The sequence below is a fragment of the Delftia sp. WSY_16 genome (assembly GCF_043104415.1).
Classification (GTDB): Bacteria; Pseudomonadota; Gammaproteobacteria; order Burkholderiales; family Burkholderiaceae_C; genus Comamonas; species Comamonas tsuruhatensis.
Map to the genome: position 1 here is coordinate 21,194 of NZ_JBICKS010000040.1, position 25,685 is coordinate 46,878.

A 25,685-nucleotide genomic window follows, 5' to 3' on the forward strand; every position below is an offset into this window, starting at 1 on the left:
GGACCGATTTCCATGCCTGCCGTACCCATGCCGCATCCCGTCTTCCATCCCCTGGCGCATGCCGCCCGCCTGGCCCTGCTGGGCATGGCATTGGCCGCAGGCGCCGGGCAGGCGGCCGAACCGGCCCCCGCTTCCGTACCTGCCCCCGCTCCCGCAGCCCAGACCTACCAGATCGCGCCCGGGCCGCTGGGCCGCACGCTGGCCGGCGTGGCCACGGCGGCGGGTATTTCGCTGTCCTTCGATCCAGCGCTGACCGAAGGGCTCACCAGCCCGGCCCTGTCCGGCCACTACGCGCCGCAGCAGGCGCTGCAGCGCCTGCTGGCCGGCAGCGGGCTGGACATGGTGGCGCGCAGCGATGGCAGCTACACGCTGCGCAGGCAGGCCGCACCGGCCGGCGCTGCTGCCGGTTCCACCACGGTCCTGAACGAAGTGCAGGTGACGGCCCGCGCCGAGCGCAGCGCCACCAGCGAAGGCACGGGCAGCTACGCGGCCCGCGCGGTCACGGTGGGCAAGGGCGAGCAGGCGATCAAGGACATCCCCCAGTCCATCAGCGTGATCACGCGCCAGCGCATGGACGACCAGAACCTCCACACCGTGGACGACGTGCTGGCCAGCACCACGGGCATCACCATGTACGACAGCCCCATGGGCGGGCGCTATGTCTACTCGCGCGGCTTCCGCGTGGACACCTACCAGTTCGATGGCGTGAACCGCGCCTTCTACTACCCGCAGGCCGACAACTTCACCAGCAACGCCGCCACGCTGGACCGCGTGGAAGTGGTGCGCGGTGCCACGGGGCTGCTGCAGGGGGCGGGCTCGCCCAGCGCCGCCATCAACATGGTGCGCAAGCGCCCCCTGGCAGAGCGCCAGCTGGAGGTCTCGGCCAGTGCGGGCTCCTGGAACAACCTGCGCAGCGAGATCGATGCCACGGGCCCGCTCAACGAGGCCGGCACGCTGCGCGGGCGCGTGGTCGCCAGCCTCAACAGCCGCGACTATTTCTACGACGTGGCCAGCAGCCGCACCGGCGTGCTCTACGGCGTGCTGGAGTACGACCTCAGCTCCCAGACCCGGCTGACGGTGGGCGCCACCCACGAGCGGCTGCGCTCCACGCCGTTCTTCCAGGGCCTGCCGCGCTATGCCGACGGGGCAGACCTGCGGCTGCCGCGCTCCACCTTCCTGGGCGCGGACTGGAACCGCTGGGACAGCGAGCAGACATCGCTGTTTGCCGAGCTGCAGCACCGCTTCAACGCGGACTGGACCGTCAAGGCCACGGCAGGCTACACCCGGGAAAAGCACGACATGAAGTACGCCTTTGCCCTGGGGGCCATCAATCCCGCCACGCTGGCGGGCAACGAGATGTATGCCGGCCTGTTCGATGTCACCACCGACAACAAGACCCTGGACGTGGCGGTGGACGGCAAATTCGACGCCTTCGGCCGCCGGCATTCGCTGAGCTTTGGCGCCAACACGGGCCGCATGGTCAACGACAGCGACTATTCGCTGATCCGCATGGGCCTGCCCAACAACGTGTTCGACCCGAGCGCCGCCATCCGCGAGCCGTCCCGCGCGGAATTCCTGGCCAACCGCTATCGCGGCGATGAAAGCCGCACCCGCATGACCCAGTCCGGCGCCTACGGCGTGGCGCGGCTGGGCCTCACCGATGCGCTGACCCTGATCGGCGGCGCCCGCATCACCCGCTTCACGGGCAGCAGCAACTACCGCAACACGGGCGAGGCCTACAACGACCCGTACAAGGAAAGCGGCGTCATCACGCCCTATGGCGGCCTGGTCTATGCGCTCAATGACCAGTGGTCGGCCTATGCCAGCTACTCCGACATCTTCCAGGCCCAGAACGCCGTGACGGCGGCCGGCGACCTGCTGGCACCCATCAAGGGGCGAAATCTGGAAGTGGGCATGAAGGGCGAATTGCTGGACGGCAGGGTGAACGCGGCCGTGGCCCTGTTCCGCATCGACCAGAAGAACCGCGCCGAAGAGGACTTGGTCAACCCCTGCTCGGCCAGCACCTACTGCTATGTCTCCGTGGGCAAGGTCCGCAGCCAGGGGCTGGATGCCGAGATCAGCGGCGAGGTGGCGCGCGGCTGGCAGCTGTTTGCCGGCTACACCTTCAGCCATTTCAAGTACCTGGACAACACCTCCAATGCCGGCGTGGAGTTCGCCAGCACCTACACGCCCAAGCACATGCTGCGGGTCTGGAGCGACTACCGCCTGCCGGGCGAATGGAGCGCCTGGAACGTGGGCGGCGGCGTCAACTTCCAGACCGCCAGCTCGCGCGCGGTGGGCGCCATCACCGATGTGCAGCCAGCCTATGCCGTGTGGTCTGCCCGCCTGGGCTACCGGATCGACCGCAACTGGTCCGTGGCACTGAGCGTGGCCAACCTGTTCGACAAGACCTACTACCAGACCATAGGCGCGCCGGCCTGGGGCAATGTCTACGGCGCACCGCGCAGCGCGACGCTCACCCTGCGCGGCAAGTTCTGAAACGCGGCCAGGAGGAACGGACTGCAGCAGCAGGCGGCAGAGCTGGGCCGCAAGAGGGGCGCAGTTGCCTATAATTGAGAATTATTCTCAATCTCGGGTCGCCGCGTGTCCAGCCCATCGCCTTCCTTGTCCGCCCATGTCGAATCCCTGTACCTGGCCCACCACGGCTGGCTGCAGGGCTGGCTGCGCAAGAAGGTGGGCAATGCCTTCGACGCGGCCGATCTGGCGCAGAGCACCTTCCTCAAGGTGCTGGGCGCCAAGGGCCTGGACCAGCTCCAGGAGCCGCGCGCCTACCTGACCACCATTGCGCGCAACCTGCTGATCAACCAGGTGCGGCGCCGCGCCATCGAGCAGGCCTATCTCGATGCCCTGGCCGCCATGCCCGAGCCCGTGGCGCCGCCGCCCGAGGTCCGGCTCATGGTGCTGGAGACCCTGGTGGAGATAGATCGGCGCCTGGGCCGCCTGCCCGCGCTGGCCAAGCAGGCCTTCCTGCTGGCCCAGCTCGAAGGGCTCGGCCATGGCGAGATCGCTGCCGAGCTGGGCATCTCCATCTCCACGGTCAAGCGGCATCTGGCCAAGGCGGCCATGCGCTGCTTCTTCCCGGAGTAGGCGGCATGCAGGCGTTCCCTTCCGCTTCTTCCCCCATTTCTGCCGAAGTGGCCCGCCAGGCCGTGCAATGGTGGCTGCAACTGAACTCCGGCCAGGCCCAGGCCCGGCAGCACGATGGCCTGCAGCGCTGGCGTGCGGCCAGCCCCGAGCATGAGGCCGCCTGGCAGCGCATCGAATCCATGGGCAGCCAGATGGCCGGCATCCCCATGCCGCTGGCGCGGGCCGCATTGGCCGCACCCGGCTCGGCCGGCAGGCGCCGTGCGGTGCAGGCGCTGGCCGTGCTGCTGGTCTCGGGCGCAGGCTCCGCGGCCGTCGTGCGCTCGCAGGCCTGGCGCGGCTGGACGGCCGACCAGGTCGCGGCCGTGGGCGAGCAGCGCCGGCTGCCGCTGCCCGATGGCGGCAGCGTGGTGCTCAACACCGGCAGCGCCCTCAACCTGCGCTACGGCGCGGCCGAGCGCGTGCTGGAGCTGGTGCGTGGCGAAATCCTCGTGCAGACCGCGCCGGACAGCCTGCACCGGCCCTTCATCGTGCAGACCGCCATGGGCGCCGTCCAGGCCCTGGGCACGCGCTTCACGGTGCGCGAGCGCGAGCCCGGCATCGAAGTGGGCGTGCTGCAAGGCGCCGTGCAACTGCGGCCCGCGCATGCCCCGCATGCCGCGCAGCGCGTCGATGCGGGAGAGCAGGGCACGTTCACGGCCCAGCAGGCCGTGCACTCCGGCGCGCTGGACACGGCGGCCAGCGCCTGGGCCGAAGGCATGCTGGTGGCCTCGCGCATGCGGCTGGAGGATTTCCTGGCCGAGCTGGGCCGCTACCGGCGCGGGCGCCTGGGCTGCGACCCGGCCGTGGCCGGCCTGCACGTCTCCGGCGCCTATCCGCTGGCCGATACCGACCGCGTGCTGGCCGCGCTGACTTCCTCGCTGCCCGTGGAAATCCACTCCTTCTCGCGCTACTGGGTGATGGTGCGGCCTGCCGGGGCGGGCAAGGCATGAGCGGCACGGCCGGCATGAAGGCCTTCGCACTTTCCTGAAAAAAATTTGAGCTGATTTGCCGGCGATGGCTGTCAACAGAGACAGGAGCGCACCGCAGCGTGCGCCAACGCTTCTCTACAACCATTGCAACAAGGCCTTTCCATGCGCCCTCAGACCATGCGCCAGAACTCCATGCGGCAGACTGCCGCCCCCACTGTCCGCCCATCCCAGGCGGCCCCGGCGTTGCGGCCCGTGGCGCTGGCGCTGCAGGTGCTGTGCGCGGGCACGCTGGCGGGGCTGGCTGCCGCAGGCGCCCTGGCTCCGGCACAGGCCTGGGCGCAGCCGGCTGCCGGTGCTTCGCAGCAACGCCAGTACGACATTGCCGCCGGCCCGCTGGAAAGCGTGCTCAACCAGCTCGGGCGCGAGGCCGGCGTGCTGGTCACCTTCGGCTCGGCCGTCACCGAAGGGCTGCGCAGCGGCGGCGTGAGCGGGCGCTTCACCGTGGAGCAGGCACTGGACCGCGCCTTGCTGGGCACGCCGCTGGCGGCCGTGCGCTCGGCCGGCGGCGGCTACACCCTGCGCGAGATGCCCGTGGTGCCGGCCACCTCCGGCGCGGCGGGTGCTGCGGGTGCGGCAGGCGCGCCGTCCTCCCAGACACTCAGGACCGTGCTGGTCACGGCCTCGGCCCAGGCCAGCCCCACCACCGAAGGCTCGGGCTCCTACACCACGCCGGCCACGGCGGCGGCCACGGGCCTGAGCCTGTCGCTGCGCGACACGCCGCAGTCCGTCAGCGTGCTCACGCGCCAGCAGATCGAGGACCAGGGCCTGCTCTCGCTCAACGACGCCATGCGCAGCGTCACCGGCATCCATGTCGTCAGCTCGGACAGCGACCGCTCGGACTTCTACTCGCGCGGCTTCTACGTGGACAACCTGCAGTACGACGGCGTGCCCACCTCCATCGGCCTGTCGTTCTACGGCGAATCGGGCAACGACACCACCATCTATGACCGCGTCGAAGTGGTGCGCGGCGCCACGGGGCTGCTCACGGGCGCGGGCAATCCGTCGGCCTCCATCAACATGGTGCGCAAGCACGCCAACAGCAAGGTGTTCACGGGCTCGGCCTCGGCCAGCGTGGGCTCGTGGAACCACCATCGCGGCACGGTGGACCTGTCCATGCCGCTGACGCAGGACGGCCGCATCCGCGCACGCGTCGCCGGCATGGCCGAAGAGCGCGACTCCCATGTGGATCTCTACCACGCGCGCAAGCAGGTCTTCTACGGCGTGATCGATGCCGACCTCACGCCCGACACCACGCTCAGCGTGGGCGCCGACTACCAGGCCAACCGGCCCACCGGCTCGACCTGGGGCGGTCTGCCGCTGGTCTTCATGAACGGCATGCCGGCCGACTGGAGCACCTCCAAGACCACGGCCGCGAACTGGACGCGCTGGAACAGCACCAACAAAAGCATCTTCGCCAATCTGCAGCACCGCTTCGGCAACGACTGGAAGCTCAAGGCCAACTTCGTGCACCGCGACAGCGCCTACGACGCCAAGCTGCTGTACCTCATGCGCCAGCCCGACATCACCACCGGCCTGGGCATGGCGGCCCTGCCCAACTACTCCGAATACAGCTTCCAGCAAAACAGCGCCGACCTGCAGGTGACGGGCGGCTGGGAACTGGGCGGGCGCCGCCATGAGGCCGTGGTCGGCCTGACCAGCAGCCGTGCCCGCGAACACAAGGCCGGCCATGCGCGCACCAGCCCCCTGCAGGACGTGGGCAACTACTACCAATGGGACGGCTCCTATGCCGAGCCCACCTGGGGGCCGCTGACCACCAGCAGCCTGGACCACACGCGCCAGGACGCGCTGTACGGCGCGCTGCGCCTGTCGCTGGCCGATCCGGTCAAGCTCATCGTGGGCGGGCGCCAGAGCAGCTGGAAGGTGCGCAGCCTCAGCGAGGTGCGCGACCACAACGTCTTCATCCCCTACGCAGGCCTGGTGCTGGACCTGAGCGAAGGCTTCTCGGCCTATGCCAGCTACACCGACATCTTCCAGCCCCAGAACTACCGCGACCGTGGCGGCAGCTACCTGGACCCCGTGGCGGGCAAGAGCTTCGAGATCGGCATCAAGGGCGAGCACCTCAACGGCAGGCTCAACAGCTCGCTGTCCGTCTTCCGCATCCAGCAGGACAACGTGGCCCAGCTGGACGAAGGCCAGGTCGTGCCCGGCACCACCGACTTCGCCTACTACGGCGCCAAGGGTGTGACCAGCAAGGGCTTCGAGGCCCAGCTCTCGGGCGAGCTGGCCACGGGCTGGAACCTGTCGGCCGGCATTGCCCACACCGTCGCGCGTGACGCCCAGGGCCTGTCCATCAACGCCTGGGCGCCCAAGACCCAGGCCCAGCTGTTCACTTCCTACCGCCTGCCCGGTGGATGGAATCAGCTCACCGTGGGCGGTGGCCTGCAATGGCAAAGCCGCACCCGCGCCAGCGTCTTCGTGGCGGGCAATGACCTGGTCTTCGAGCAGAAATCCTTCGCCACCGCCAGCCTCATGGCGCGCTACGCCTTCAGCCCCAGGCTCTCGCTGCAGCTGAACCTGAACAACCTCTTCAACAAGAAGTACTACGTCAACATCGACGGCCAGGGCCAGTTCGGCACGCCGCGCCAGGCCATGGCGGTGCTGAACTACAAGTGGTGAAGCTTTCCCTGTGAGGATGGGGTGGAGTTGGCGCGGCAGCAGCCGAGGACGGCGGTGCAGGCCGCTGGCGCCCATTGCGGAGCCAGCAGCCCTTGCAGAGCCATTGCGGGGTAGGCGGCGGATGGGGGCTACACCACGCGCCGGGCCTCCACCTTCACATGGCCGGCCAGCAGGTCGGCGCTGTCGCGGATGGCGCGCAGCGCATGGGCCAGGGCCTGCTGGCTGTGGTGCTCCTGCGGTGCATGCACTGCCACCAGGGCCAGTTGCGCCAGGGCCGAGATCTCGGTGCAGTTTTCCTGCACGCTGCTGTGGATCTCGGTGATGGCGCTGGTCAACTGGTGCAGGCTGGGGGGCTGTGTTCTGGGGATGTCCTTGTCCATGGCCATGCCTCAGCCCTGCGGGCGCACCGGCTCATGGGTGCGGCAGTCGAGCAGTTGCGCCATGGCCTTGGCGGCTGCCTCGGCCGCTTCGGCGCGGCGCATCTCGGCCGCGTCTTCAAACCCGCAGCCCATGGCCTGGGCCTCGGTGCCGGCGTAGTCGGCCAATGTCTCGGCGCTGTCGCGGATGCTTTGCAGGGCGCGGGCCACCACGTCCATGTGGCGATGGCCCTTGGGCGTCTCCAGCCATGCCAGGGCGAGCTGGGCGATGGAGGAGATCTCTGCACAGCCTTGCTGCACGAGATGGTCCACCTGGGTGAGGGCATTGGACAGCTGCCGGGTGGTGTGGCTGTCCGTGGCGGATTTGGGCTGGGCGGGGGTCATGCCTGGGCCCTCCGTGTGGAAAGGGCGGCGCCAAAAGAGGGCGCGCAGGCGAGTGCCAGAGAAACGGCAGTCATGTTTCCGTGCTCCTTACTGAGACTGAAACCACCGACTCCGCGTTTTGAAGCACGAAACAGGTGGACGGGATGTTCAAAACACACAGCAAGATGTGCGGACGCCCTTACGGGTAGCCCCATCCCGCCCGAAACCGCAGGGGCGTGGACGAGCGTCCACAGCCCGGAATCCAGACGTGATAAGGCCTCGCTTTCGGGGAGGCAGCACCGCTTACTAAATGGGTGTTTTGAAGCACCGGCCCCGTGACAGGGGGCTGGTGCGGATGATAGCGCGTGCGGCGTGCGCAAAGTCGCTTTGCGGCCCGTTGCACCTTGCCATCTCGCCCTTTCAGGAATGGCCCAGGGACCGCTGAAAGAGCCCGGCATGCGTTGCGTTCATTGAGAATGATTCTTCTTTGCGCGGTTATGATCCAGCCCCATGGTTTTGTCCGCCTCCTTCACCGCACTCCGCGTGCAGGGTGAGCGCCAGCCCCATGCCGGCCTGCGGGCGGGCACAGCAACACCGGGCGTAGGCCGGCAACCACCCAGGCCCCTGTCCATTGCGGCTGGCCTTTTTTTCAATCTCGTTTGTCATGTATCAGGAGGGCCGTCACGGCCATTGCTTTCGGCATTTGCATTGCCGCTTTTCTGAACAACCCACTACATGTCCCTTTCCCATTCCGGCCAATCCGGCCAATCCGGCCAATCCGGCCATTCCGCCAAACCCACCCATCCGGGCCTGCTTGTCCTGTCCCGCCTGCTGGCCGCCGTCTTCGGCGGCTATGCGCTGGCCAGTGCGCTGGCGGCCTTCCTGGCCGCTGCGCTGCCCGGCGCGCGTGTCGATGCCGTGATCGCCGGCATGCAGTGGAGCTTTGCGCTGCACGCGCTGGCGGTGATCTGGGCGTTCTCGCCGGTTTCGGCGGGCCGGGTCTGGCTGGGGTTGCTGGTGCCTGCGGCGCTGATGGGCGGCGCCGCGCTGCTGCTGGCGCGCAATGGCGCGGGAGGCTGAGATGGCAAAGGAGCAGATCAGCAAGGTCCCCGGCAGCGGCGCTGCCACGGGCGGTTTCCGCCAGGCCCAGGCCTGGCTGCATACCTGGTGCGGGCTGTGGTTTTCGTGGCTGCTGTTCGCGGTGTTCCTCACGGGTTCGCTGGCCGTGTTCCAGGAAGCCATCACGCACTGGATGACGCCCGAGCACCATGCCGAGGAGGCGGCCGAGGCGGCAGCGCGCGCCGCCGCGCCGGCCGGGCAGGGTGCGGACCTGGGCCAGCGCCTGGCCTGGGGCGCGGCCTACATGCAAAAGCACCACCAGGGCGCGCAGATGTGGGAGATCTGGCCGTCCGACGACAAGGGCGGCGGCGACCTGCGTGTCTACTGGTTCGACGCCAACCGCCAGTACGCCGATGCCGAGCTGGACACCGCCACGGGCGAGGAAATGGGGGCCGGCCACGGCCATGGCCACGGTGCCGCGCGCGCCACCATGGGCGGCAACCATTTCGTGGACTTCCACTATGAACTGCATGCAGGGCAGGTGGGACTGTGGGTGATCGGCATTGCCGCCATGGCCATGCTGGTGGCCCTGGTCAGCGGCGTGATCACGCACAAGCGCATCTTCAAGGACTTCTTCACCTTTCGCGCACGCAAGGGCCAGCGCAGCTGGCTGGACGCGCACAACGCCGTGGCGGTGCTGACGCTGCCCTTCCAGTTCATGATTGCCTATACCGGCATCGCCATCTCCAGCCTGAGCTTCATGCCCGTTGGCGTCTGGACGGTCTATGGCACGGACCAGGCCGCCCGCACGGCCTTCATCGCCGACATGAACGAGGCCGGGCCGCCCGCGCTGTCTGGCAAGCCCCTGGCGGTGCCCGATCTGGAGCCCTTTGCACGGCGCGGCCAGGAGCTGATGGGCCAGGCGGTGCGCGCGGTGGTCATCGACCATCCCGGCGATGCCTTGGCACGCATCGGCGTCTACGGCTGGAACAGCGATGACCGTGCGCATCAGCGCCTGAGCCCCAATTCGGGCATGGCCATGTTCTCGGCCGCCACGGGCGAGGTGCTGCAGGTACGCCTGCCCGGCGGTGCCGACGGCGGCGCCCCCTCGCTGGCCCAGGCGGTCATGGGCGGGCTGCACATGGTCAAGTTCGGCGGGCTGGCCATGAAGTGGCTGTACTTTCTGTGCGGCCTGGCGGGCGCGGCCATGATGGCCACGGGCGCCATCCTCTTCATGGTCAAGCGCCGCAGCCGCCACCAGGGCGAGTTCGGCAGCGCCACGGCGCGCGTGTACCGGCTGATCGAGGGCCTGAACGTGGCGGCCATCGCCGGGCTGGGCCTGGGCTGCATCGGCTACCTGTGGGCCAACCGCCTGGTGCCCGTGGGCCTGGCGCACCGCGATGACTGGGAGCTGGCCGTGTTCTTCGGGCTGTGGGGCCTGGCGCTGGTGCATGCGCTGGCCTGCGCGCCAGCCACGGCCTGGCGCCAGCAGATGGGCCTGCTGGCCATGCTGTGCCTGCTGCTGCCGCTGCTCAACTGGATCACCGTGGGCGAGCCGCTGTGGGCCCACATGCGGGAGGGCGACTGGGAAAGCGCCGGGGTGGAGCTGTTCTGCCTGGCCACGGGGCTGGCTGCCGCCTGGGCCTGGCGCTGGCTGGCGCGGCGCGGCGCGGGTGCCGCCGCCAAGGCAAGGACGGCCAAGGGGCAGGCCGCCGTGGCCGGCCCGTCGGAGGTGCAGGCATGAGCACGTTGCACGCATCCCTGGCCGCACTCGCCCTGGCCTTTGCAGGCATGGCGGCCCTGGCCTTTGCCATGGACCGCCACTACGAACAATTGACCGGCGCGCACGAGCTGCCGGCCCGCCGTGGCCCGCAGTTGCGCGGCCTGGGCACGGCGCTGCTGGCGCTGGCCCTTGTGCCCGTTGTCTCGGGCTGGGGCGGCACGGTGGGCACGGTGGCCTGGCTGGGCTTTGTGTCCGCCGGCGCGCTGATGGCCGTGGCCCTGATCAGCGCCCATGCGCGCTGGGCGGCGCGGCTGGCCTGGTTGGCTGGCGTGCTTGCCGTGGCGGATTTGGCGTGGATTGTTTTCAGTTTCGGTACTACGGGGTTTTTCAGATGAGTTTCCTGCTTTCGTTCCAGTTCGGGGTGTGTGTGGTCGGGAGGCAAGCATGACGCGCACGCAGCAACGCTGGAAAGCTATCGCCGTGGCGGTGGTCCTGTTGGCGGCGGCCGGGGGCGCGGCCGCCTGGTGGTCCAGCCGGCCTGCCGTGGCCTACCAGACCGAGACCGTGGCGCGCACCGATATCGAGTCCACCGTCACGGCCATCGGCACGCTGCAGCCGCGCCGCTATGTGGACGTGGGCGCCCAGGTGTCGGGCCAGGTCACCCGGCTGCGCGTGGAGCCCGGCGCCCAGGTGGAGAAGGGCGCACTGCTGGTGGAGATCGACCCCAGCGTGCAGCGCGCCACGGTGGATGCGGGGCGTGCCTCGCTGGCGGGCCTGCGCGCCCAACTGGCCGAGCAGCAGGCGCTGCGCAAGCTGGCCGAGCAGCAGCTCACGCGCCAGCGCCAGCTGGCCCGCGACGGGGCCACGCGCGAGGAAGACCTGCAGACCGCAGAAGCCAACCTGGCCGCCGCCGGTGCCCGCATGGAGCATCTGAAGGCCCAGATCGACCAGACCCAGGCCACGCTCAAGGCCGACGAGGCGCGCCTGGGCTATACGCGCATCTACGCGCCCATGGCGGGCACCGTGGTGTCGGTGGAGGCGCGCGAGGGCCAGACGCTGAACGCCACCTACCAGACGCCCAACATCCTGCGCATTGCCGACCTGTCGGCCATGACGGTGTGGACCGAAGTGTCCGAGGCCGACGTGCGCCGCGTGCGCGACGACATGCCGGTGTACTTCACCACGCTGGGCGGCGCCGACCAGGCCAGGCCCCGGCGCTGGTCCAGCAAGGTGCGCCAGGTGCTGCCCTCGCCCTCTACCAGCCAGACGCCGGCCGGCGGCAATGCGGGCCAGGCGCCTGCGCCCGCCACCAAGGCCGTGGCCTATACCGTGCTGTTCGATGTGGACAACGAGGACGCCGAGCTGATGCCCCAGATGACGGCCCAGGTGGTCTTCGTCACCGGCCAGGCCGCGCAGGCACTCACCGTGCCGCTGATGGCCGTGGCCGACAAGGCGGGAACGACTGACAAGGCGGAAAAGGCAGAGAACGCCGAGAAGGCCGAGAAGGCCGGCAGCACGCAGACCGTGCGCGTGCTGGACGCCAAGGGCCAGCCCGAGCAGCGCACCGTGCGCCTGGGCGTGCGCAGCCGCCACCAGGCCGAGGTGCTGGAGGGCCTGCAGGAAGGCGAGCGCGTCATCGTCGGCGAGACGCCTCTGGACCGTGGCCCGCGGTGGCTGCAATGGTGATGGCGCAGGGCATGCAGGCCGGCGCGCCGCTGACCGCACCGCTGATAGAGCTGCGCGGCATCACCAAGCACTACGGCGGCGGCGACAGCGGCCAGCCCGCCGTCACCGTGCTGCACGGCATCGACCTGGAGATACGCGCGGGCGAGTTCGTGGCCGTGGTGGGCAGCTCGGGCTCGGGCAAGTCCACGCTGATGAACATCCTGGGCTGCCTGGACCGGCCCAGCGAGGGCAGCTACCACTTCCAGGGCCAGGACGTGGCCACGCTGGACTCGGACGCGCTGGCCTGGCTGCGGCGCGAGGCCTTCGGCTTCGTCTTCCAGGGCTACCACCTGATAGCCAGCGAAAGCGCCAGCGAGAACGTGGAAATGCCTGCCATCTACGCAGGCCTGCCCAAGGAGGAGCGCGTGCGCCGCGCCCGTGCGCTGCTGGAGCGCCTGGGACTGGGCTCGCGCCTGGGCAACCGGCCCAACCAGTTGTCGGGCGGCCAGCAGCAGCGCGTGTCGATTGCGCGCGCGCTGATGAACGGCGGCCAGATCATCCTGGCCGACGAACCCACGGGCGCGCTGGACTCGCACAGCGGCGCCGAGGTCATGGCCCTGCTGCGCGACCTGGCCGACGCGGGCCACACCATCATCCTCATCACCCACGACCGCACTGTGGCCGCCCAGGCGCGCCGCGTGATCGAGATCAGCGACGGGCGCATCACCAGCGACAGCCAGCGCGACGATGCCGCAAATGGGGTGAATGCGGGCGCCGCTGCCCTGCCGCTCACGCCGCAGCGCGGCAGCGCCGGCGCGCCCTGGCTGGCCGAACTGTTCGAGGCCGCGCGCAGCGCCTGGCGCGGCATGCGCATGAACCGCGTGCGCACCAGCCTGACCTTGCTGGGCATCGTCATCGGCGTGGCCTCGGTGATTGTCATGCTGGCCATTGGCGAGGGCGCGCGGCGCAAGGTGGTCGAGCAGATGGGGACCATGGGCACGGCCATCCTCTACATGGGCAGCAAGCCGCCGGCCACGGGCGGGCCGGCCGGGCAGATGACCGAGGAAGACCTGGCCGCCGTGCGCGAACTGCCCGAGATACGGCGCGTCATGCCCGTGATCGGCGACCCCATCACCGTGCGCTACGGCAAAGCCGACAAGCAGATCTACGTGTTCGCGGCCAGCGAGGAGATGCCCCTGGTGCACCACTGGAAGGTGGCCCAGGGCCGCTACTACACCGAGGCCGAGGACCGCGATCTGGCGCCCCTGGTGGTCCTGGGCCACAAGGCGCACCAGCACTTCTTCCCCGACACGCCCAACCCGCTGGGCCGCCAGCTGATCATCGGCACATCGGCCTTCGAGGTCATCGGCGTGATGAGCGAGCGCGGCGCGGACTCGGGCGCGCAGAACTATGACGACATGGTCTTCATTCCCTACCGCTCGGGCCGGGCGCGCGTCTACCAGTCGCAGACCCAGCCCGACTATGTGGTGATCGAGGCCATGTCCTCCGATGTGGTGCACGAGGCGGAAGAGGCCATGCGCAAGCTGCTGCTGGCCCGCCACGGCGGGCGCGAGGACTTCGGCATCGGCAACGCGGCCGCGCGCATCCAGGCCGAGGCGGCCACGCGCCAGAGCATGGCGGTGATGCTGGGCCTGATTGCCGCCGTCTCCCTGGTGGTGGGCGGCATCGGCGTGATGAACGTGATGCTGATGACGGTGCGCGAGCGCACGCGCGAGATCGGCATCCGCATGGCCACGGGCGCGCGCCAGCGCGACATCCTGCGCCAGTTCCTGACCGAGGCCAGCCTGGTCACCTTCGTGGGCGGCACGGTGGGCCTGCTGGCCGGGCTGGCCGTGGGCGTGGTGCTCATCGTGGCGGGCGTGCCCGTGGTGTTTTCGGTGCGCGCCATGCTGGGCGCCTTTGCCTGCGCCGTGGTGACGGGCCTGGTGTTCGGCTACATGCCGGCCAAGACGGCGGCGCGGCTGGACCCGGTGCGCGCGCTGGCGGGAGAGTGAGATGAAAGACATGAACGACAAGACGATGCCGACGCGCCGGGCGCCGGCGCGCCTGGGCTGCATGGCCCTGGCCCTGGCTGCGCTGGGCGGCTGCGCCGCGCAGCAGACGGTGCCGGACAGGGCAGCGCCTGCGCTGGCCGCTTCGTGGAAGCAGCAGGGCGAAGCCGTCCCTGCCTCCGTCTCACCCCAGTGGTGGCAGGCCTTTGGCAGTGAGGAGCTGGGCGGCATGGTGCAGGCCGCCCAGGACCAGAGCCTGGACATGGCTGCCGCCATGGCCCGCGTGCGCCAGGCCGAGGCGGCCACGCGCCAGGCAGGCGCGGCGCTGCTGCCGTCGCTCAGCGGCGAGCTGCGCGCCCAGCGCATGAACCATGCACAGGTGGCGGGCGGGCAGGCCAGCGTCTACGGCGCTGCGCTGACGGCCTCGTATGAGGTGGACTTCTGGGGCCGCAACCGCGCCACGCGCGATGCGGCGGCGGCGGCCTGGCAGGCCAGCCGGTTTGACCAGGACACGGTGCGCCTCACGGTCACCGCCCAGGTGGCCCATGGCTGGCTGCAGGCCGTGGCGCTGCGCGAGCGCCAGGCCATTGCGGCGCGCAACGTGGCCAATGCCGAGCGGCTGCTGGGCCTGGTGGAGTCCCGCGCGCGCGCAGGCGCCGCCACCCAGCTGGAGCTGGCCCAGCAGCGCGGCCTGGTGGCCAGCCAGCGCCAGTCCCTGGCCACGCTGCGCCGCCAGGGCGAGGATGCCGATGCCACGCTGGCCGTGCTGCTGGGCCAGGCCCGCCGCCCCGCGCTGGCCACGGACTCGCTGCAAGCCCTGCAACTGCCCGAGATCGGCCCAGGCCTGCCCACGCAGCTGCTGCAGCGCCGGCCCGACATTGCCAATGCGGAAGCGCAGCTGGCCGCCGCCAGCGCCAACCTGCAGGCCGCCCGTGCGGCGCTGTGGCCCCGGCTGACCCTCACGGGCAGTGCAGGCACCAGCGCGGGCCGCGCCAGCGACTGGCTGCGCGAGCCGGTCTATTCGCTGCTGGCCGGACTGGCCGGCCCCATCTTCGACGGCGGCCGTCTGGCGGCCGAACGCGATGGCGCCCAGGCCCGGCGCGAGGAGCTGCTGGCCGGCTACCACAAGGCCATCGTCGCGGCCTATGGCGATGTGGACCTGGCGCTCAACGCCGTCCACGGCCTGAAGGCCCAGTCCGAGGCCCAGGCCGAGGTGCTGGCCCAGGCCCGCCAGGCCGTGTCGCTGGCCGAGCTGCGCTACAAGGCCGGGGCGGAAAGCCTGCTGTCCCTGCTGCAGGCCCAGACCACGCTGTACGCGGCCCAGGACGATGCCGTGCTGCAGCGCCTGCTGCAGCTGCAGGCGCGCGTGGCGTTGTACCGGGCGCTGGGCGGGGGATGGGAGGCGCCTGCCCTGGGCGCTGAAATGCCGGAAAGGCAGGCACAAAAAAGCCAGGAGGCATTGCCACCTGGCTGAGAGGGGAGGGGCAGGGCCGCCCCCGATCCTGTCGGGTGTGCGGCCTCAGGCCTCAGGCTTGATGCCTGCTCAGCTGCCGCGCGTGATGGGCACGCCGGCATCCTTGCCGTAGGCGCCGTACTTGCCCAGCTCCCACTTGGCGATGGCGTTGCGGTGCACTTCGTCCGGGCCGTCGGCAAAGCGCAGCGTGCGCGCGTGGGCGTAGGCGCTGGCCAGCGGGAAGTCGTCGCTCATGCCGCCGCCGCCGTGCACCTGCATGGCCCAGTCGATGACCTGGCAGGCCATGCTGGGGGCCACGACCTTGATCATGGCGATCTCGCTGCGTGCCACCTTGTTGCCGGCGATGTCCATCAGCCAGGCGGCCTTGAGCGTGAGCAGGCGCGCCATGTCGATGCGGCAGCGTGCCTCGGCGATGCGTTCCTGCGTCACGGTCTGCTGGGCCACGCTCTTGCCGAAGGCGATGCGCGAGCTGGCGCGCTTGCACATCAGCTCCAGCGCGCGCTCGGCCAGGCCGATCAGGCGCATGCAGTGGTGGATGCGGCCGGGGCCAAGGCGGCCCTGGGCGATCTCGAAGCCACGGCCCTCGCCCAGCAGGATGTTGCCCACGGGCACGCGCACGTTCTCGAAGTACATCTCCATGTGGCCGTGCGGCGCATCGTCATAGCCCATGACGTTGAGCGGACGCACGATGCGGATGCCGGGCGCGTCGCCGGGCACGATGATCATGCTTTGCTGCGAGTGCTTGGGCGCATCAGGGTCGGTCTTGCCCATGGTGATGAAGACCTGGCAGCGCGGATCGCCGGCACCCGAGATCCACCACTTGTGGCCGTTGATCACGTACTCGTCGCCCTGGCGCTCGATGCGGGTGCAGATGTTGGTGGCGTCGGAGGAGGCCACCTCGGGCTCGGTCATGGCGAAGGCCGAGCGGATCTTGCCGTCCAGCAGCGGCTTGAGCCAGCGCTCCTTGAGTTCGGTGCTGCCGTAGCGCGCAATGGTTTCCATGTTGCCGGTGTCGGGCGCCGAGCAGTTGAACACCTCGCTGGACCATGGCACGCGGCCCATGATCTCGGCCAGCGGCGCGTATTCCTGGTTGGTCAGGCCGCCGCCCTTGTAGCCAGCGGCCTCGGCGCTGTCCACGGGCAGGAACAGGTTCCACAGGCCTTGCTCCCGGGCCTTGACCTTGAGCTTCTCGATGGTCTGCAGCGGCGTCCAGCGCTTGCCTGCGGCGGTGTTGGCTTCCATCTCGGCGGCATAGTCCTTTTCGCCGGGATAGATGTGCTCGTCCATGAACTTCAGCAGGCGTTCCTGCAGGTCCTTGGTCTTGGGCGAATATTCAAAGTCCATGGATGCGCTCCTTCTCTTGGCTTGTCGCTTGTGGTGGAAACGGGGTGATCGGTGAGTGATGGGGGCGGTCTGGATGGCTCAGCTGCGCTGGGCGAAGGACCAGGCCAGCTCGGCCATGGGCCGGGCGGTGTCGCCGGAGGCCTTGGCCTGGGCGCTGGAGGCCGTGCCGGCCTCCACGCGCTTGGCAATGCCCTGCAGGATGGCCGCGATGCGGAACATGTTGTAGGCCATGTAGAAGTTCCAGTCGGCGCGCAGCGTGTCCACGTCCTTGAGGCCCGTGCGCTCGCAGTAGCGGCGGATGTATTCCTCTTCGTCCGGAATGCCCAGGGCCGCCAGGTCCTTGCCTGCGATGCCCCGGCCCAGCGTGGCGGGGATGTGCCAGCTCATGCAGTGGTAGCTGAAATCGGCCAGCGGGTGGCCCAAGGTGGACAGCTCCCAGTCCAGCACGGCGATGACGCGCGGCTCGGTGGGGTGGAACATCAGGTTGTCCAGGCGGAAGTCGCCGTGCACGATGGACACGCGCGAGGCATCCAGCGCGCTGGCCGGCATGTGGGCGGGCAGCCACTGCATGAGCTGGTCCATCTCGGGGATGGGCTGGGTGACCGAGGCCACGTACTGCTTGCTCCAGCGGCCGATCTGGCGCTCGAAGTAGTTGCCGCTCTTGCCGTAGTCGGCCAGGCCCTGGGCCGCGAAGTCCACGGTGTGCAGGGCCGAGATCACGCGGTTCATCTCATCGTAGATGGCGGCGCGCTGGGCCGGCTCCATGCCGGGCAGGGACTGGTCCCAGAGCACGCGGCCTTCCATGCACTCCATGATGTAGAAGGCGCGGCCGATGATGGACTCGTCCTCGCACAGCGCATACATGTGGGGCACGGGCACGTCGGTGCCGGCCAGGCCCTTCATCACGCGGAACTCGCGCTCGATGGCATGGGCCGAGGGCAGCAGCTTGGCCACGGGGCCGGGCTTGGAGCGCATCACGTAGCTGCGGCCCGGGGTGATCAGCTTGTAGGTGGGGTTGGACTGGCCGCCCTTGAACATCTCCACCTGCAGCGGGCCGGCAAAGCCCTGCACATGGCCCTGCATCCAGGCGGTGAGCGCGGGCACGTCGAATGCGTGCTGGTCGGAGACGGCGCGTGTGCCTACGAAATGGTCGAAAGTGCTCATGGGGCAGTCAGTCCTGTGATCGGTTCGAGAATCGGTTCAACAAACGGGAACAGCCGCGCAGCACGGGCGCGGCAAGGCACCGGCCGGCGAGAGCGTCCGGTCGGTGCAAGAAAAGGGGAGGGGGCGCGGCGCGAGCCGCGCAGGTTCAGGCGTCGGGCGCGGCGATGCGCAGCAGCGTGTCGCGGTCGCAGACCACCAGGCCGCCCGGCTCGATGCGGATGGCGTTCTCGCGCTCCATGGCCTTGAGTTCCTGGTTCACGCGCTGGCGCGAGGCGCCCAGCAACTGCGCCAGTTCCTCCTGCGCCAGGTGCAGGCCGATGCGGATCTCGCTGCCATCCGACAGGCTGGTCACGCCATAGCTGCGCACCAGGTGCAGCAGCTGCTTGGCCAGGCGCGCGCGCAGCGGCAGGGTGTTGAGGTCCTCGACCAGGCCGTAGAGCTGGCGGATGCGCCGCGCATGCAGGCGCAGCATGGCTTCCGAGAACTCCACATGCATGGACAGGATTTTCTTGAAGTCGGTCTTGGACACGCACAGCAGCGTGGTCTCGCCGTGCGCATAGGCATCGTGCGTGCGCTTGTCCCCGTCCAGGATGGCCACGTCGCCGAACCAGATGCCCGGCTCCACGTAGTCCAGCGTGATCTGCTTGCCCGTGATCGAGGTCGAGCTCACGCGCACCGCACCCCGGGCGCAGGCGATCCATTCCTCGGGCGGTTCTCCGCGTGCGCAGATGAGCGTGCCATCTTTGAACCGTTTGACGTAAGCGCATCGAAGAATGTCGTGCCGAAGCGATGGAGAAAGTGATGAAAACCAGCGACCGGAATTGATCGCTTCACGTTCTTCGATGGTAAGAATCGGGTCGTCCATGGCCTGTCTTTTGCGTGACTGATGACGGTCACATTGTCGCGTGTGGGACCGCCGCGGCGCAGCATGCCGCCGGCGGGCCTGTCACTTCGGTGTCTGGGCCTGCCGAAAACGGGGCAGGGCGGCGAAAAAAAGGCGACCCGTCGTGCGTCGGGTCGCCGGCTTTGCAGGGCTTATGGCTCCTCGTGCGTGAGGCTCAGTCCCAGCGCGCCACGGCGGCGCAGCCAGGGGCTGGGGCGGTAGCGCGGGTCGCCGTAGACGGTCTGCAGGTTGAACAGGACCTCCAGCATGTTGGTGGGGCCCCAGCGGTCGCCCATGGCCAGCGGGCCCATGGGATAGCCCAGGCCCAGGGTCACGGCCTTTTCCAGGTCGGCCGGGCTGCCGATGCCCTGCTGGCAGATGTCGCTGGCGATGTTGACGATGGAGCCCACCACGCGCTGCGTGACAAAGCCGCCGCTGTCGCGGATCACGCTCACGGCCTTGCCGTCGCTCGCAAAGAGCGCATGGGCGGCATCGCGCATGTCGGTGCGCGTGGCCGGCGTGGTGGCCAGCACGCGGCGGCGCGTGTCGGCGTCGGCGATCAGCATGTCGATGCCCATGGTGCGCGTGCAGTCCAGCCTTTCCACGGCAGCCACCGTGGTCACGTCCAGGCCCAGCGGCGCCACCAGGATCAAGGCCTGCTCGGTCGGTGCCTGCGCGGTTTCAATGCGCGCGCCCAGGCTCTTGAGCAACTGGTAGATCTCGTTGCGCCGGGCCGCGCGTGCCGACACCCAGACCGGTGGCAGCGTCTGCACCTGCGGCACGGCAGGCTCGGCAGGCTGCTCGGCGCGGCCTTCGGCATAGCGGTAAAAGCCCTGGCCGGTCTTGCGGCCCAGCAGGCCGGCCGCCACGCGCTGCGCGGCAATGGGGCTGGGGCGGTAGCGCGGCTCCTGGTAGTACTGGTGGTAGATGTGCTCCATCACGGCATGGGTGACATCCAGGCCGGTGAGATCCATCAGCTCGAACGGGCCGAGCTTGAATCCCACCTGCTCGCGCAGGATGCGGTCGATGGTGGCGAAGTCGGCAATGCCTTCCTGCACGATGCGCAGCGCCTCGGTCACATAGCCGCGGCCCAGGTGGTTGACCAGAAAGCCCGGCGTGTCCTGCGCGCGCACGGGCGTGTGGCCGAAGCTGCGCGCGAACTGCGCCAGCGTGGCGCAGGTGGCCTCGTCCGTGGCCAGGCCGCGCACGATCTCCACCACCTTCATCAGCGGCGCCGGGTTGAAGAAGTGAAAGCCGGCAAAGCGCTGCGGGTGCTCGAGCGCCGTGGCCAGCGTGGTGATGGACAGGGCCGAGGTATTGCTGGCGATGAGGGTCCCGGGCGCAACGATGGCCTCCAGCTCGCGCAGCAGGGCCTGCTTGGCATCCATGCGCTCGACGATGGCCTCTATCACCAGGTCGCAGTTCCTGAAGGCATCGAGACCGTCCACCACCGTCACCCGGGCCTTGCAATCTGCGGCCTGCTCACTTGTTATTTTTTGTTTCTTCTCAAGCAGGTCCCACAGCGCAAACAGCTGTTGCTGCGCTTGCGCGGCAGCGCCCGGGCGAGCGTCCTGCAGCAGCACGCCGGCGCCTGCCTGGGCGGCCAGCTGGGCGATGCCTTGCCCCATGATGCCTGCGCCTATCAATCCGACGTTCCTGATAGGAGAAATGTTGTTTTGGATCATGTACATAGAGGAGGTGTCCTACAGGTGTCTATGCAAAAATGCAAGCGTTCAAAGAAAGGCTGATGTGAGAATTTGTAGCACCATTCTCGGCGTCGCCCTGTCCTCCATGGCCTGGAACGCGTCCGCATTGTCGTTGGGCAGTCCCCGGGGCAACGTGGTGCTGGGCGCTCCGTTCGACCTGGTGGTGGGCTTGCAGCCCGATAGCGGAAATGACGCCGGCAGCTCCTGCGTGCGCGCCGAGCTGCTGGCCGGTGACAGGCCCATCGAATCCTCGCGTGTGCGCGTCAGCCCGACCACATCGGGCAAGGCCGTTCGTGTGCAGGCCAGCTACACAGTGGACGAGCCTGTGGTGACGCTCAAGCTCTGGGCCGGCTGCGAAGGCGGCGGCATCAGCCGCAGCTATACGCTGCTGGCGCAGCTGCCCGAGTCGGTGGATGCCACGGGCAATCAGCCCATCAATGTGCGGGAACTGGCGGCAGCCCAACCGGCGCTGGCGGCCGCGGGTGCCGGTGCAGCGGGGGCAGCGGGTGCTGCTTCCGACCCATCTTCGACTTCCTCCCGCCCGGCCGCTGGCCGCAGCGCCCGGGCCGATTCCAGGCCCGCAGCGGTGCCCGTTGCCAAGGAACCGAAACCCCAGTCCAAGCCAAAGACACAGCCAAGGCCCCAGGCCAAACCCAAGGCGGCGGCCGAGAAATCCAGGCCGCCCGTGGGCGTGACCGCCCAGGCCCAGGCCGGGCAGTTGCAGGCGGGCCTGCGCATAGAACCGCGCCTGCGCATGGAGCCGGTGGAGGAATGGCTGGGCACGGGCGGCACCCCGGGCGCCGCTGGCGCAGCCGGAACACCCGGGACACCCGAGGGCGCCGCCGCATCTGCGGCTCCCATGTTCGATGTGGGCAGCGAGCAGCTGGCCGAGGCCAACAAGCGCGTGCAGGCGCTGGAGGCCGAAATGGCGGCCTTCAAGAAGCGCGACACCGCCGACCGTGGGCAACTGGCCCAGCTACGGGCCGAACTGGATGCCATGCGCCAGGAGTCGGGCGGCTCGTCGTGGCTGTTCAATGCGCTGCTGCTGGCGCTGATCGCCGCCGTGGCCGTGATCGCATGGATGGCCTGGAAAATGCGCTCGGGCGCCTCGCTGTTCTCGCGCGAGCCGGATGCCTGGCGGGAATCGGTGGAGCGTTCGTCGCAGGACCCCGTGCCGTCGAGCCCGCCGCATTCGCACGATGACGGGATCAACACCCTGCCGCATTCCCTGGACCCCCATCGGCCCACGCGGCCCATGGCACCCAGCCTGCGTGAACACCGGCCTGCGCCGTCGCCCGATGATCGCCGTGGCCCGGATACCCTGGCCTCGCCCTATGTGCAGCGCGGCGCGCAGATGCGCCCTGGCGTGACGTACGAGCTGCATGAGGACGTGGACCCCGGCGACTTCGGCCCGGCCACCATTCCCGTGCCTGTGTCCGTGCAGGCCGAGCTGCCCGAGCCGGAGGGCGAGAAGACCGCAGCGCGCTCGCCTGCGCCCGAGGCCATCAAGGCCCGGCGCATGGTGCAGCCCGGCGAAATGTTCGACGTGCAGCAGCAGGCGGAATTCTTCATCTCGGTGGGCGAGCACCAGCAGGCCATCGAGCTGCTGCGCTCGCACATCGCCACGCATGAGGATTCCTCGCCGCTGGCCTATCTGGAGCTGCTGCACCTGTACTACACGCTGAGCCGCCGAGACGACTTCGACCAGCTGCGCGCCCGCTTTGCCAAGCATTTCAACGCCCGCGTGCCGGCCATGCCGGGCTTCACCGACAAGGGCAGCAGCCTGCTGCAGGGCTATCCCGAGCAGCTGGCACGCATCGAGGCGCTGTGGCCTGTGGACGAGGTCGAGGACTGCCTGGCGCACTACCTGTTCAAGCAGGACGGTGCACCCGACCCCGATGCGCCAGCCCCCTTCGACCTGGCCGCTTTCGATGACCTGCTGCTGCTGCTGTCCATCGCGCGCACCTCGCCCGCCGGAACGCGCGGCGAGCCCGGCCCGCGCGAGCGCACCACGCCGCGCATGGTGGCGGGCACGGCCGCAGCCGGCGCAGCCACGGCCGGCGCAGCCGTCCTCGCATCGGCCGCGGAACCCGCTCCCGCACCGGCCGCCGCTGCCGCCTTCATGGATGTGGATTGGATGGCCGAGCTGCAACCGTCTCCGGTAGAGGCCGCACCGCAGCAGGCTGCCTCTTCCCTGTCGCCGCAGGATTCGGGCCTGGAGTTCACGCCCATGGACACGCAGGCGCTGTCCACGGTCTCCGGTACAGCCGGTGAGAAGGCTGCCGACAGCCGCGCGCCGGACTCCCTGTCCGCGCCGCTGCAGTTTGAAATGCAGCCGCTGGACTTCGACCTGGATCAGGCAGGCCAGCTGCCTGCCGGCCAGGTGCGTGCCGTTCCGCTGAGCGAGACGCCGTCCTTCATCCACGATGCGGCGGCACCGCTGCTGGACATAGACCTCACCGCGCTGGGCGAGGATGAACTGCCCACGGTGGACGTGCCTTCGCGCTTTCCGCCCGTGGTGCTGTCGGCGCCCGGCTCAGGCCCCGTGGGCTTCAGCGAGCACAATCTCAAGGCGCCGCTGAGCATGGATCTGGCGCTGGAGAACTGGGAACTGCAACCGCCCGAAACCCTTCGCGATCACCGCGGCCTGGACGAGCCCTTGAGCCGCTCAGTGGACATGCTGCTGTCGCGCGAGACCGATCCGGCCTTTCGGACCACGCCACAGGCTCCGTCGCCGCAGGGTGACGGCAAGGAGCCGTCCAAGGACTGAACGGTGTGCATCGAAAAGAGAGCACGTCAGGCTGTGTAAATAGTCTGCCTGCTCGGGCTAGAAAGTGAATCGCCCCGGCATTCGTGGAGGTTAGTTGGTGTGATTCAGGCAGGTATGGCCTGACTGGCGCGCCACCGCAACGCGTTTGCCGTCAGACCTTGCGAGATAGCCGTAGACCTGAAAATTGCTGGTTCAGACGCGCCCGATCTGCGGTGCCAGGCTGGCATAGCGCTGCGTTCTGGTTGGCAACAGTGCCGGATTGCGCAGACGCGCCGCACGGCGGCAGTAGCCCGACGGGGCAATCTGCGAGGCCTTGCAGATCGGCTTGAACCCGAAGCGCTTGCACTGCTCGTCGATGAAGGTCCTCACTTTCAAGGACCATGCGCACGGGGCGCTCAACAACCTCGGTGGAGCATTTGAAGGAGCCTCCTCGATTCCTGGGGCGATTCAAGCCGGTTCACTTGCGAATGCTCCTATGCGTAGCGCTGGAAGATACCTTTTTGCGCCGCCATTGCGTAAGCGCTATCCCATCGCGCATGCTCAGGCCCAGCAGGGTGATATTCAACGCGCCAGCAGCCAGTTCTAGTGCCTGCACCGCATAGAACGCAATATCGAACTCGCCAGCCTTTGCCTTGGACGCAAGGAAAAATGCCGCCGGTATCAGTAGCAGCAGACCATTTGCAGCGATGAAGGGCATGCGTTTGAGTTTGGTATTGACCAACCCTTGTCGTCGCCCTTTCGATAGGAGGAAGCCGGAGCAGCCCGTGGCGGCAAGGGCTGGCACCAGCAGGATGAAGCCCCAGGGAATAGCCGTCTTGATGAAAATCATCGTGGCCTGGGAGGCGAATAATTCGGAAATGGCTGTTGAGAGCCAGAACGTCGCTATTGTGAGGATGGCGACCAGACCGGCAATCGGGTGAATAATTCTGAGCATCGTGTTTCTCTTTAGTGGTTGATAGCCAAGATTCCCAGCACCGATGCGGCCAATGCGAGGGCAATGCGGATATTGTGGAGTAGAAGCCAGGATTCGAGCATCGCGGCTACCTGATCAATCGCAACCACCTTGCTGGCGAAGGCGGTATTGATCGGCATGAAATAGGTAATTGTGAAGCCTAGGACAACGACGATGCAGGCGAGGGACGCAAGCCAAAGCCAGCGCGTGGCAGGTTTTTTCGAGTCGTACCAGAATGCGCCGACCAAGCCGATCAAGGTCGGGGCGACGACCAATGGGATTGCGCGCATGACTAGGCCACTGTGCTGCGCAAACCAATCTAAAAATTCAGCGGGCGGCAAATTTTTCCAGTAGCCACCCAGGATCACGCCGATAGCGAGCATGACGCCCGCGAACATAGCCGATCCAATAATCGCCAGAATTTTGAATAAGAGCTGCATTACTTTCTCCTGCCGTGATCCGGTATCGGGGGTTAAAAATGCCAGCCACGCCAGAAATTCTGTAAAAGATGCGGGGTGGCGCGAAGGCGGACAATGGATAGGCCGATAGCTTGCCGATCTGGTGCAGGGTCTCGCCCTTGCTACAGCGATCTTCCTCATCGCCTTCAGTGTTTTGGTGATGTAAATCCATGATCGTTGCTTCCTGCCAGCACTACTTGCACCAAGTGTAGTTATTGCGTTGCATTGACCGGTTGAATTCACAATTGATGACGGATGCTGCCGTGAACCGGCCGGCATCCAATAGTGATGGTTTCTAGTGTTGCGGCGTCAGACAATGACATGGCAAAACGAGCCGCTCGGACAATATCCTCCGATTTAATCATCTGTTCTGGTGTCATGCCACTGCCGGAGGCCATTTCGGTGTTCACCACGTCAGGGCAGATCACGGTCGTTCGAATGCCGTTCAATATCTCTTGTCGGGCAATTGAACGGGCGTAGCCAACCAGTGCATGTTTACTCGCAGCATATCCGCCTACCGGTGCGAATGGCTCCATGCCTGCTATTGAGGCGACGGCGAAAATATGGGCCTTCTTTGCCTGTCGAAGATAGTGGAGACTGATTTTTGTGATATTATGGGCCGCTATTGCGTTGGTTCTGAGCATGAGCTCAAAATCGGCCACGCTCAGATCTCCAGTGCCAAAGCGGAAGATCCCAGCACAATGGATCAGTACATCCAGTTGCTTTTCTTTTGAGAGCACCGCTTCAATCTGAGTTGCGGTGGCTATATTATCAGTTAGATCGACTGTGATCGGAATGACTTTGGTTCCGTGCTCACGCTTCAACTTTTCCGCAAGCTGCTCAAGTTTCTCCCCATCCCGCGCAACCGCGACAATGTTGAAGCCATCTTCAGCAAATGCGCATGCTAGCGAATTTCCAATGCCACGGCTGGCTCCTGTTATTAGAGCTAAGGATTTCGCCAT

General features: G+C 67.9%; 21 protein-coding genes. 11 read left to right on the plus strand and 10 right to left on the minus strand.

Features of this window, described 5'->3' with window-relative positions; all coding sequences use genetic code 11:
* The first annotated feature begins 12 nt into the window (after nt 1-12).
* The 4 genes from ACF8O7_RS19865 to ACF8O7_RS19880 all read left to right on the plus strand — a co-directional run bounded on the left by ACF8O7_RS19865 (nt 13) and on the right by ACF8O7_RS19880 (nt 6,773).
* Entirely contained in the window at nt 13-2,499 is a 2,487-nt protein-coding gene (locus ACF8O7_RS19865) for a TonB-dependent receptor (RefSeq protein ID WP_126312223.1), read from the plus strand.
* Between the two features lie 126 nt (nt 2,500-2,625).
* Entirely contained in the window at nt 2,626-3,108 is a 483-nt protein-coding gene (locus ACF8O7_RS19870) for a sigma-70 family RNA polymerase sigma factor (RefSeq protein ID WP_016450750.1), read from the plus strand.
* 5 nt (nt 3,109-3,113) lie between these two features.
* Nucleotides 3,114-4,097: a FecR domain-containing protein gene (locus ACF8O7_RS19875; RefSeq protein WP_126312222.1), complete on the plus strand. Its 984-nt coding sequence runs from the start codon at nt 3,114-3,116 to the stop codon at nt 4,095-4,097.
* A 141-nt stretch (nt 4,098-4,238) separates the two neighbouring features.
* A complete protein-coding gene (locus ACF8O7_RS19880) occupies nt 4,239-6,773 on the plus strand; it encodes a TonB-dependent receptor (RefSeq protein WP_126312221.1) in 2,535 nt (844 codons plus the stop codon).
* Between the two features lie 128 nt (nt 6,774-6,901).
* On the opposite strand, the gene ACF8O7_RS19885 is transcribed toward ACF8O7_RS19880, so the two are convergent.
* Together ACF8O7_RS19885 and ACF8O7_RS19890 are read right to left on the minus strand one after the other, a co-directional pair.
* The gene (locus ACF8O7_RS19885; protein WP_209800570.1) at nt 6,902-7,159 is read right to left on the minus strand and encodes a hypothetical protein; all 258 of its coding nucleotides are present in this window, start codon (nt 7,157-7,159) and stop codon (nt 6,902-6,904) included.
* Nucleotides 7,160-7,162: 3 nt separating this feature from the next.
* On the minus strand, nt 7,163-7,534 hold the full coding sequence (locus ACF8O7_RS19890) for a hypothetical protein (RefSeq protein ID WP_126312219.1): 372 nt from the start codon (nt 7,532-7,534) through the stop codon (nt 7,163-7,165).
* Between the two features lie 714 nt (nt 7,535-8,248).
* Between ACF8O7_RS19890 and ACF8O7_RS19895 the strand changes: the two genes are divergently transcribed.
* Genes ACF8O7_RS19895 through ACF8O7_RS19920 form a run of 6 tightly spaced genes read left to right on the plus strand, consistent with a single transcriptional unit; the run spans nt 8,249 to nt 15,446 of the window.
* Nucleotides 8,249-8,593: a DUF3649 domain-containing protein gene (locus ACF8O7_RS19895; protein ID WP_126312218.1), complete on the plus strand. Its 345-nt coding sequence runs from the start codon at nt 8,249-8,251 to the stop codon at nt 8,591-8,593.
* Between the two features lies 1 nt (nt 8,594).
* Nucleotides 8,595-10,316, plus strand: a complete 1,722-nt coding sequence (locus tag ACF8O7_RS19900; protein WP_126312217.1) for a PepSY domain-containing protein — start codon at nt 8,595-8,597, stop codon at nt 10,314-10,316.
* A complete protein-coding gene (locus ACF8O7_RS19905) occupies nt 10,313-10,690 on the plus strand; it encodes a DUF3325 domain-containing protein (RefSeq protein ID WP_126312216.1) in 378 nt (125 codons plus the stop codon). Before ACF8O7_RS19900 ends, ACF8O7_RS19905 begins: the two co-directional genes overlap by 4 nt.
* Nucleotides 10,691-10,739: 49 nt before the next feature.
* On the plus strand, nt 10,740-11,981 hold the full coding sequence (locus ACF8O7_RS19910; protein ID WP_126312215.1) for an efflux RND transporter periplasmic adaptor subunit: 1,242 nt from the start codon (nt 10,740-10,742) through the stop codon (nt 11,979-11,981).
* A complete protein-coding gene (locus ACF8O7_RS19915; RefSeq protein ID WP_392444072.1) occupies nt 11,981-13,975 on the plus strand; it encodes an ABC transporter permease in 1,995 nt (664 codons plus the stop codon). The genes ACF8O7_RS19910 and ACF8O7_RS19915 overlap by 1 nt, the downstream gene beginning before the upstream one ends.
* Before the next feature lies 1 nt (nt 13,976).
* A complete protein-coding gene (locus tag ACF8O7_RS19920; RefSeq protein WP_392444074.1) occupies nt 13,977-15,446 on the plus strand; it encodes an efflux transporter outer membrane subunit in 1,470 nt (489 codons plus the stop codon).
* A gap of 69 nt (nt 15,447-15,515) precedes the next feature.
* Here the strand turns inward: ACF8O7_RS19920 and ACF8O7_RS19925 are convergent, their stop codons facing one another.
* The 4 genes from ACF8O7_RS19925 to ACF8O7_RS19940 all read right to left on the minus strand — a co-directional run bounded on the left by ACF8O7_RS19925 (nt 15,516) and on the right by ACF8O7_RS19940 (nt 20,528).
* Nucleotides 15,516-16,790: an acyl-CoA dehydrogenase family protein gene (locus tag ACF8O7_RS19925; RefSeq protein ID WP_016446718.1), complete on the minus strand. Its 1,275-nt coding sequence runs from the start codon at nt 16,788-16,790 to the stop codon at nt 15,516-15,518.
* A gap of 78 nt (nt 16,791-16,868) precedes the next feature.
* Nucleotides 16,869-17,954, minus strand: coding sequence for a phosphotransferase (locus ACF8O7_RS19930; protein ID WP_061287584.1), 1,086 nt, complete (start codon nt 17,952-17,954; stop codon nt 16,869-16,871).
* Nucleotides 17,955-18,099: 145 nt separating this feature from the next.
* Nucleotides 18,100-18,819 carry a Crp/Fnr family transcriptional regulator gene (locus ACF8O7_RS19935; protein ID WP_012205125.1) on the minus strand — a complete coding sequence of 240 codons (720 nt, stop codon included), beginning with the start codon at nt 18,817-18,819 and terminating at the stop codon, nt 18,100-18,102.
* 170 nt (nt 18,820-18,989) lie between these two features.
* On the minus strand, nt 18,990-20,528 hold the full coding sequence (locus tag ACF8O7_RS19940) for a 3-hydroxyacyl-CoA dehydrogenase (protein WP_392444076.1): 1,539 nt from the start codon (nt 20,526-20,528) through the stop codon (nt 18,990-18,992).
* 121 nt (nt 20,529-20,649) lie between these two features.
* Here ACF8O7_RS19940 and ACF8O7_RS19945 point away from each other — a divergent pair, with 121 nt between their 5' ends.
* On the plus strand, nt 20,650-23,313 hold the full coding sequence (locus ACF8O7_RS19945; protein WP_392444077.1) for a FimV family protein: 2,664 nt from the start codon (nt 20,650-20,652) through the stop codon (nt 23,311-23,313).
* 192 nt (nt 23,314-23,505) lie between these two features.
* Here ACF8O7_RS19945 and ACF8O7_RS19950 read toward each other — a convergent pair whose 3' ends face one another.
* The 4 genes from ACF8O7_RS19950 to ACF8O7_RS19965 all read right to left on the minus strand — a co-directional run bounded on the left by ACF8O7_RS19950 (nt 23,506) and on the right by ACF8O7_RS19965 (nt 25,685).
* Nucleotides 23,506-23,688 carry a hypothetical protein gene (locus tag ACF8O7_RS19950; protein WP_126312211.1) on the minus strand — a complete coding sequence of 61 codons (183 nt, stop codon included), beginning with the start codon at nt 23,686-23,688 and terminating at the stop codon, nt 23,506-23,508.
* 82 nt (nt 23,689-23,770) lie between these two features.
* Nucleotides 23,771-24,247 carry a hypothetical protein gene (locus ACF8O7_RS19955; protein WP_047219553.1) on the minus strand — a complete coding sequence of 159 codons (477 nt, stop codon included), beginning with the start codon at nt 24,245-24,247 and terminating at the stop codon, nt 23,771-23,773.
* Nucleotides 24,248-24,258: 11 nt separating this feature from the next.
* Entirely contained in the window at nt 24,259-24,705 is a 447-nt protein-coding gene (locus ACF8O7_RS19960) for a DUF1772 domain-containing protein (protein ID WP_392444080.1), read from the minus strand.
* A gap of 257 nt (nt 24,706-24,962) precedes the next feature.
* Complete coding sequence (locus tag ACF8O7_RS19965; RefSeq protein ID WP_082138164.1) at nt 24,963-25,685, minus strand: SDR family oxidoreductase; 723 nt, start codon at nt 25,683-25,685, stop codon at nt 24,963-24,965.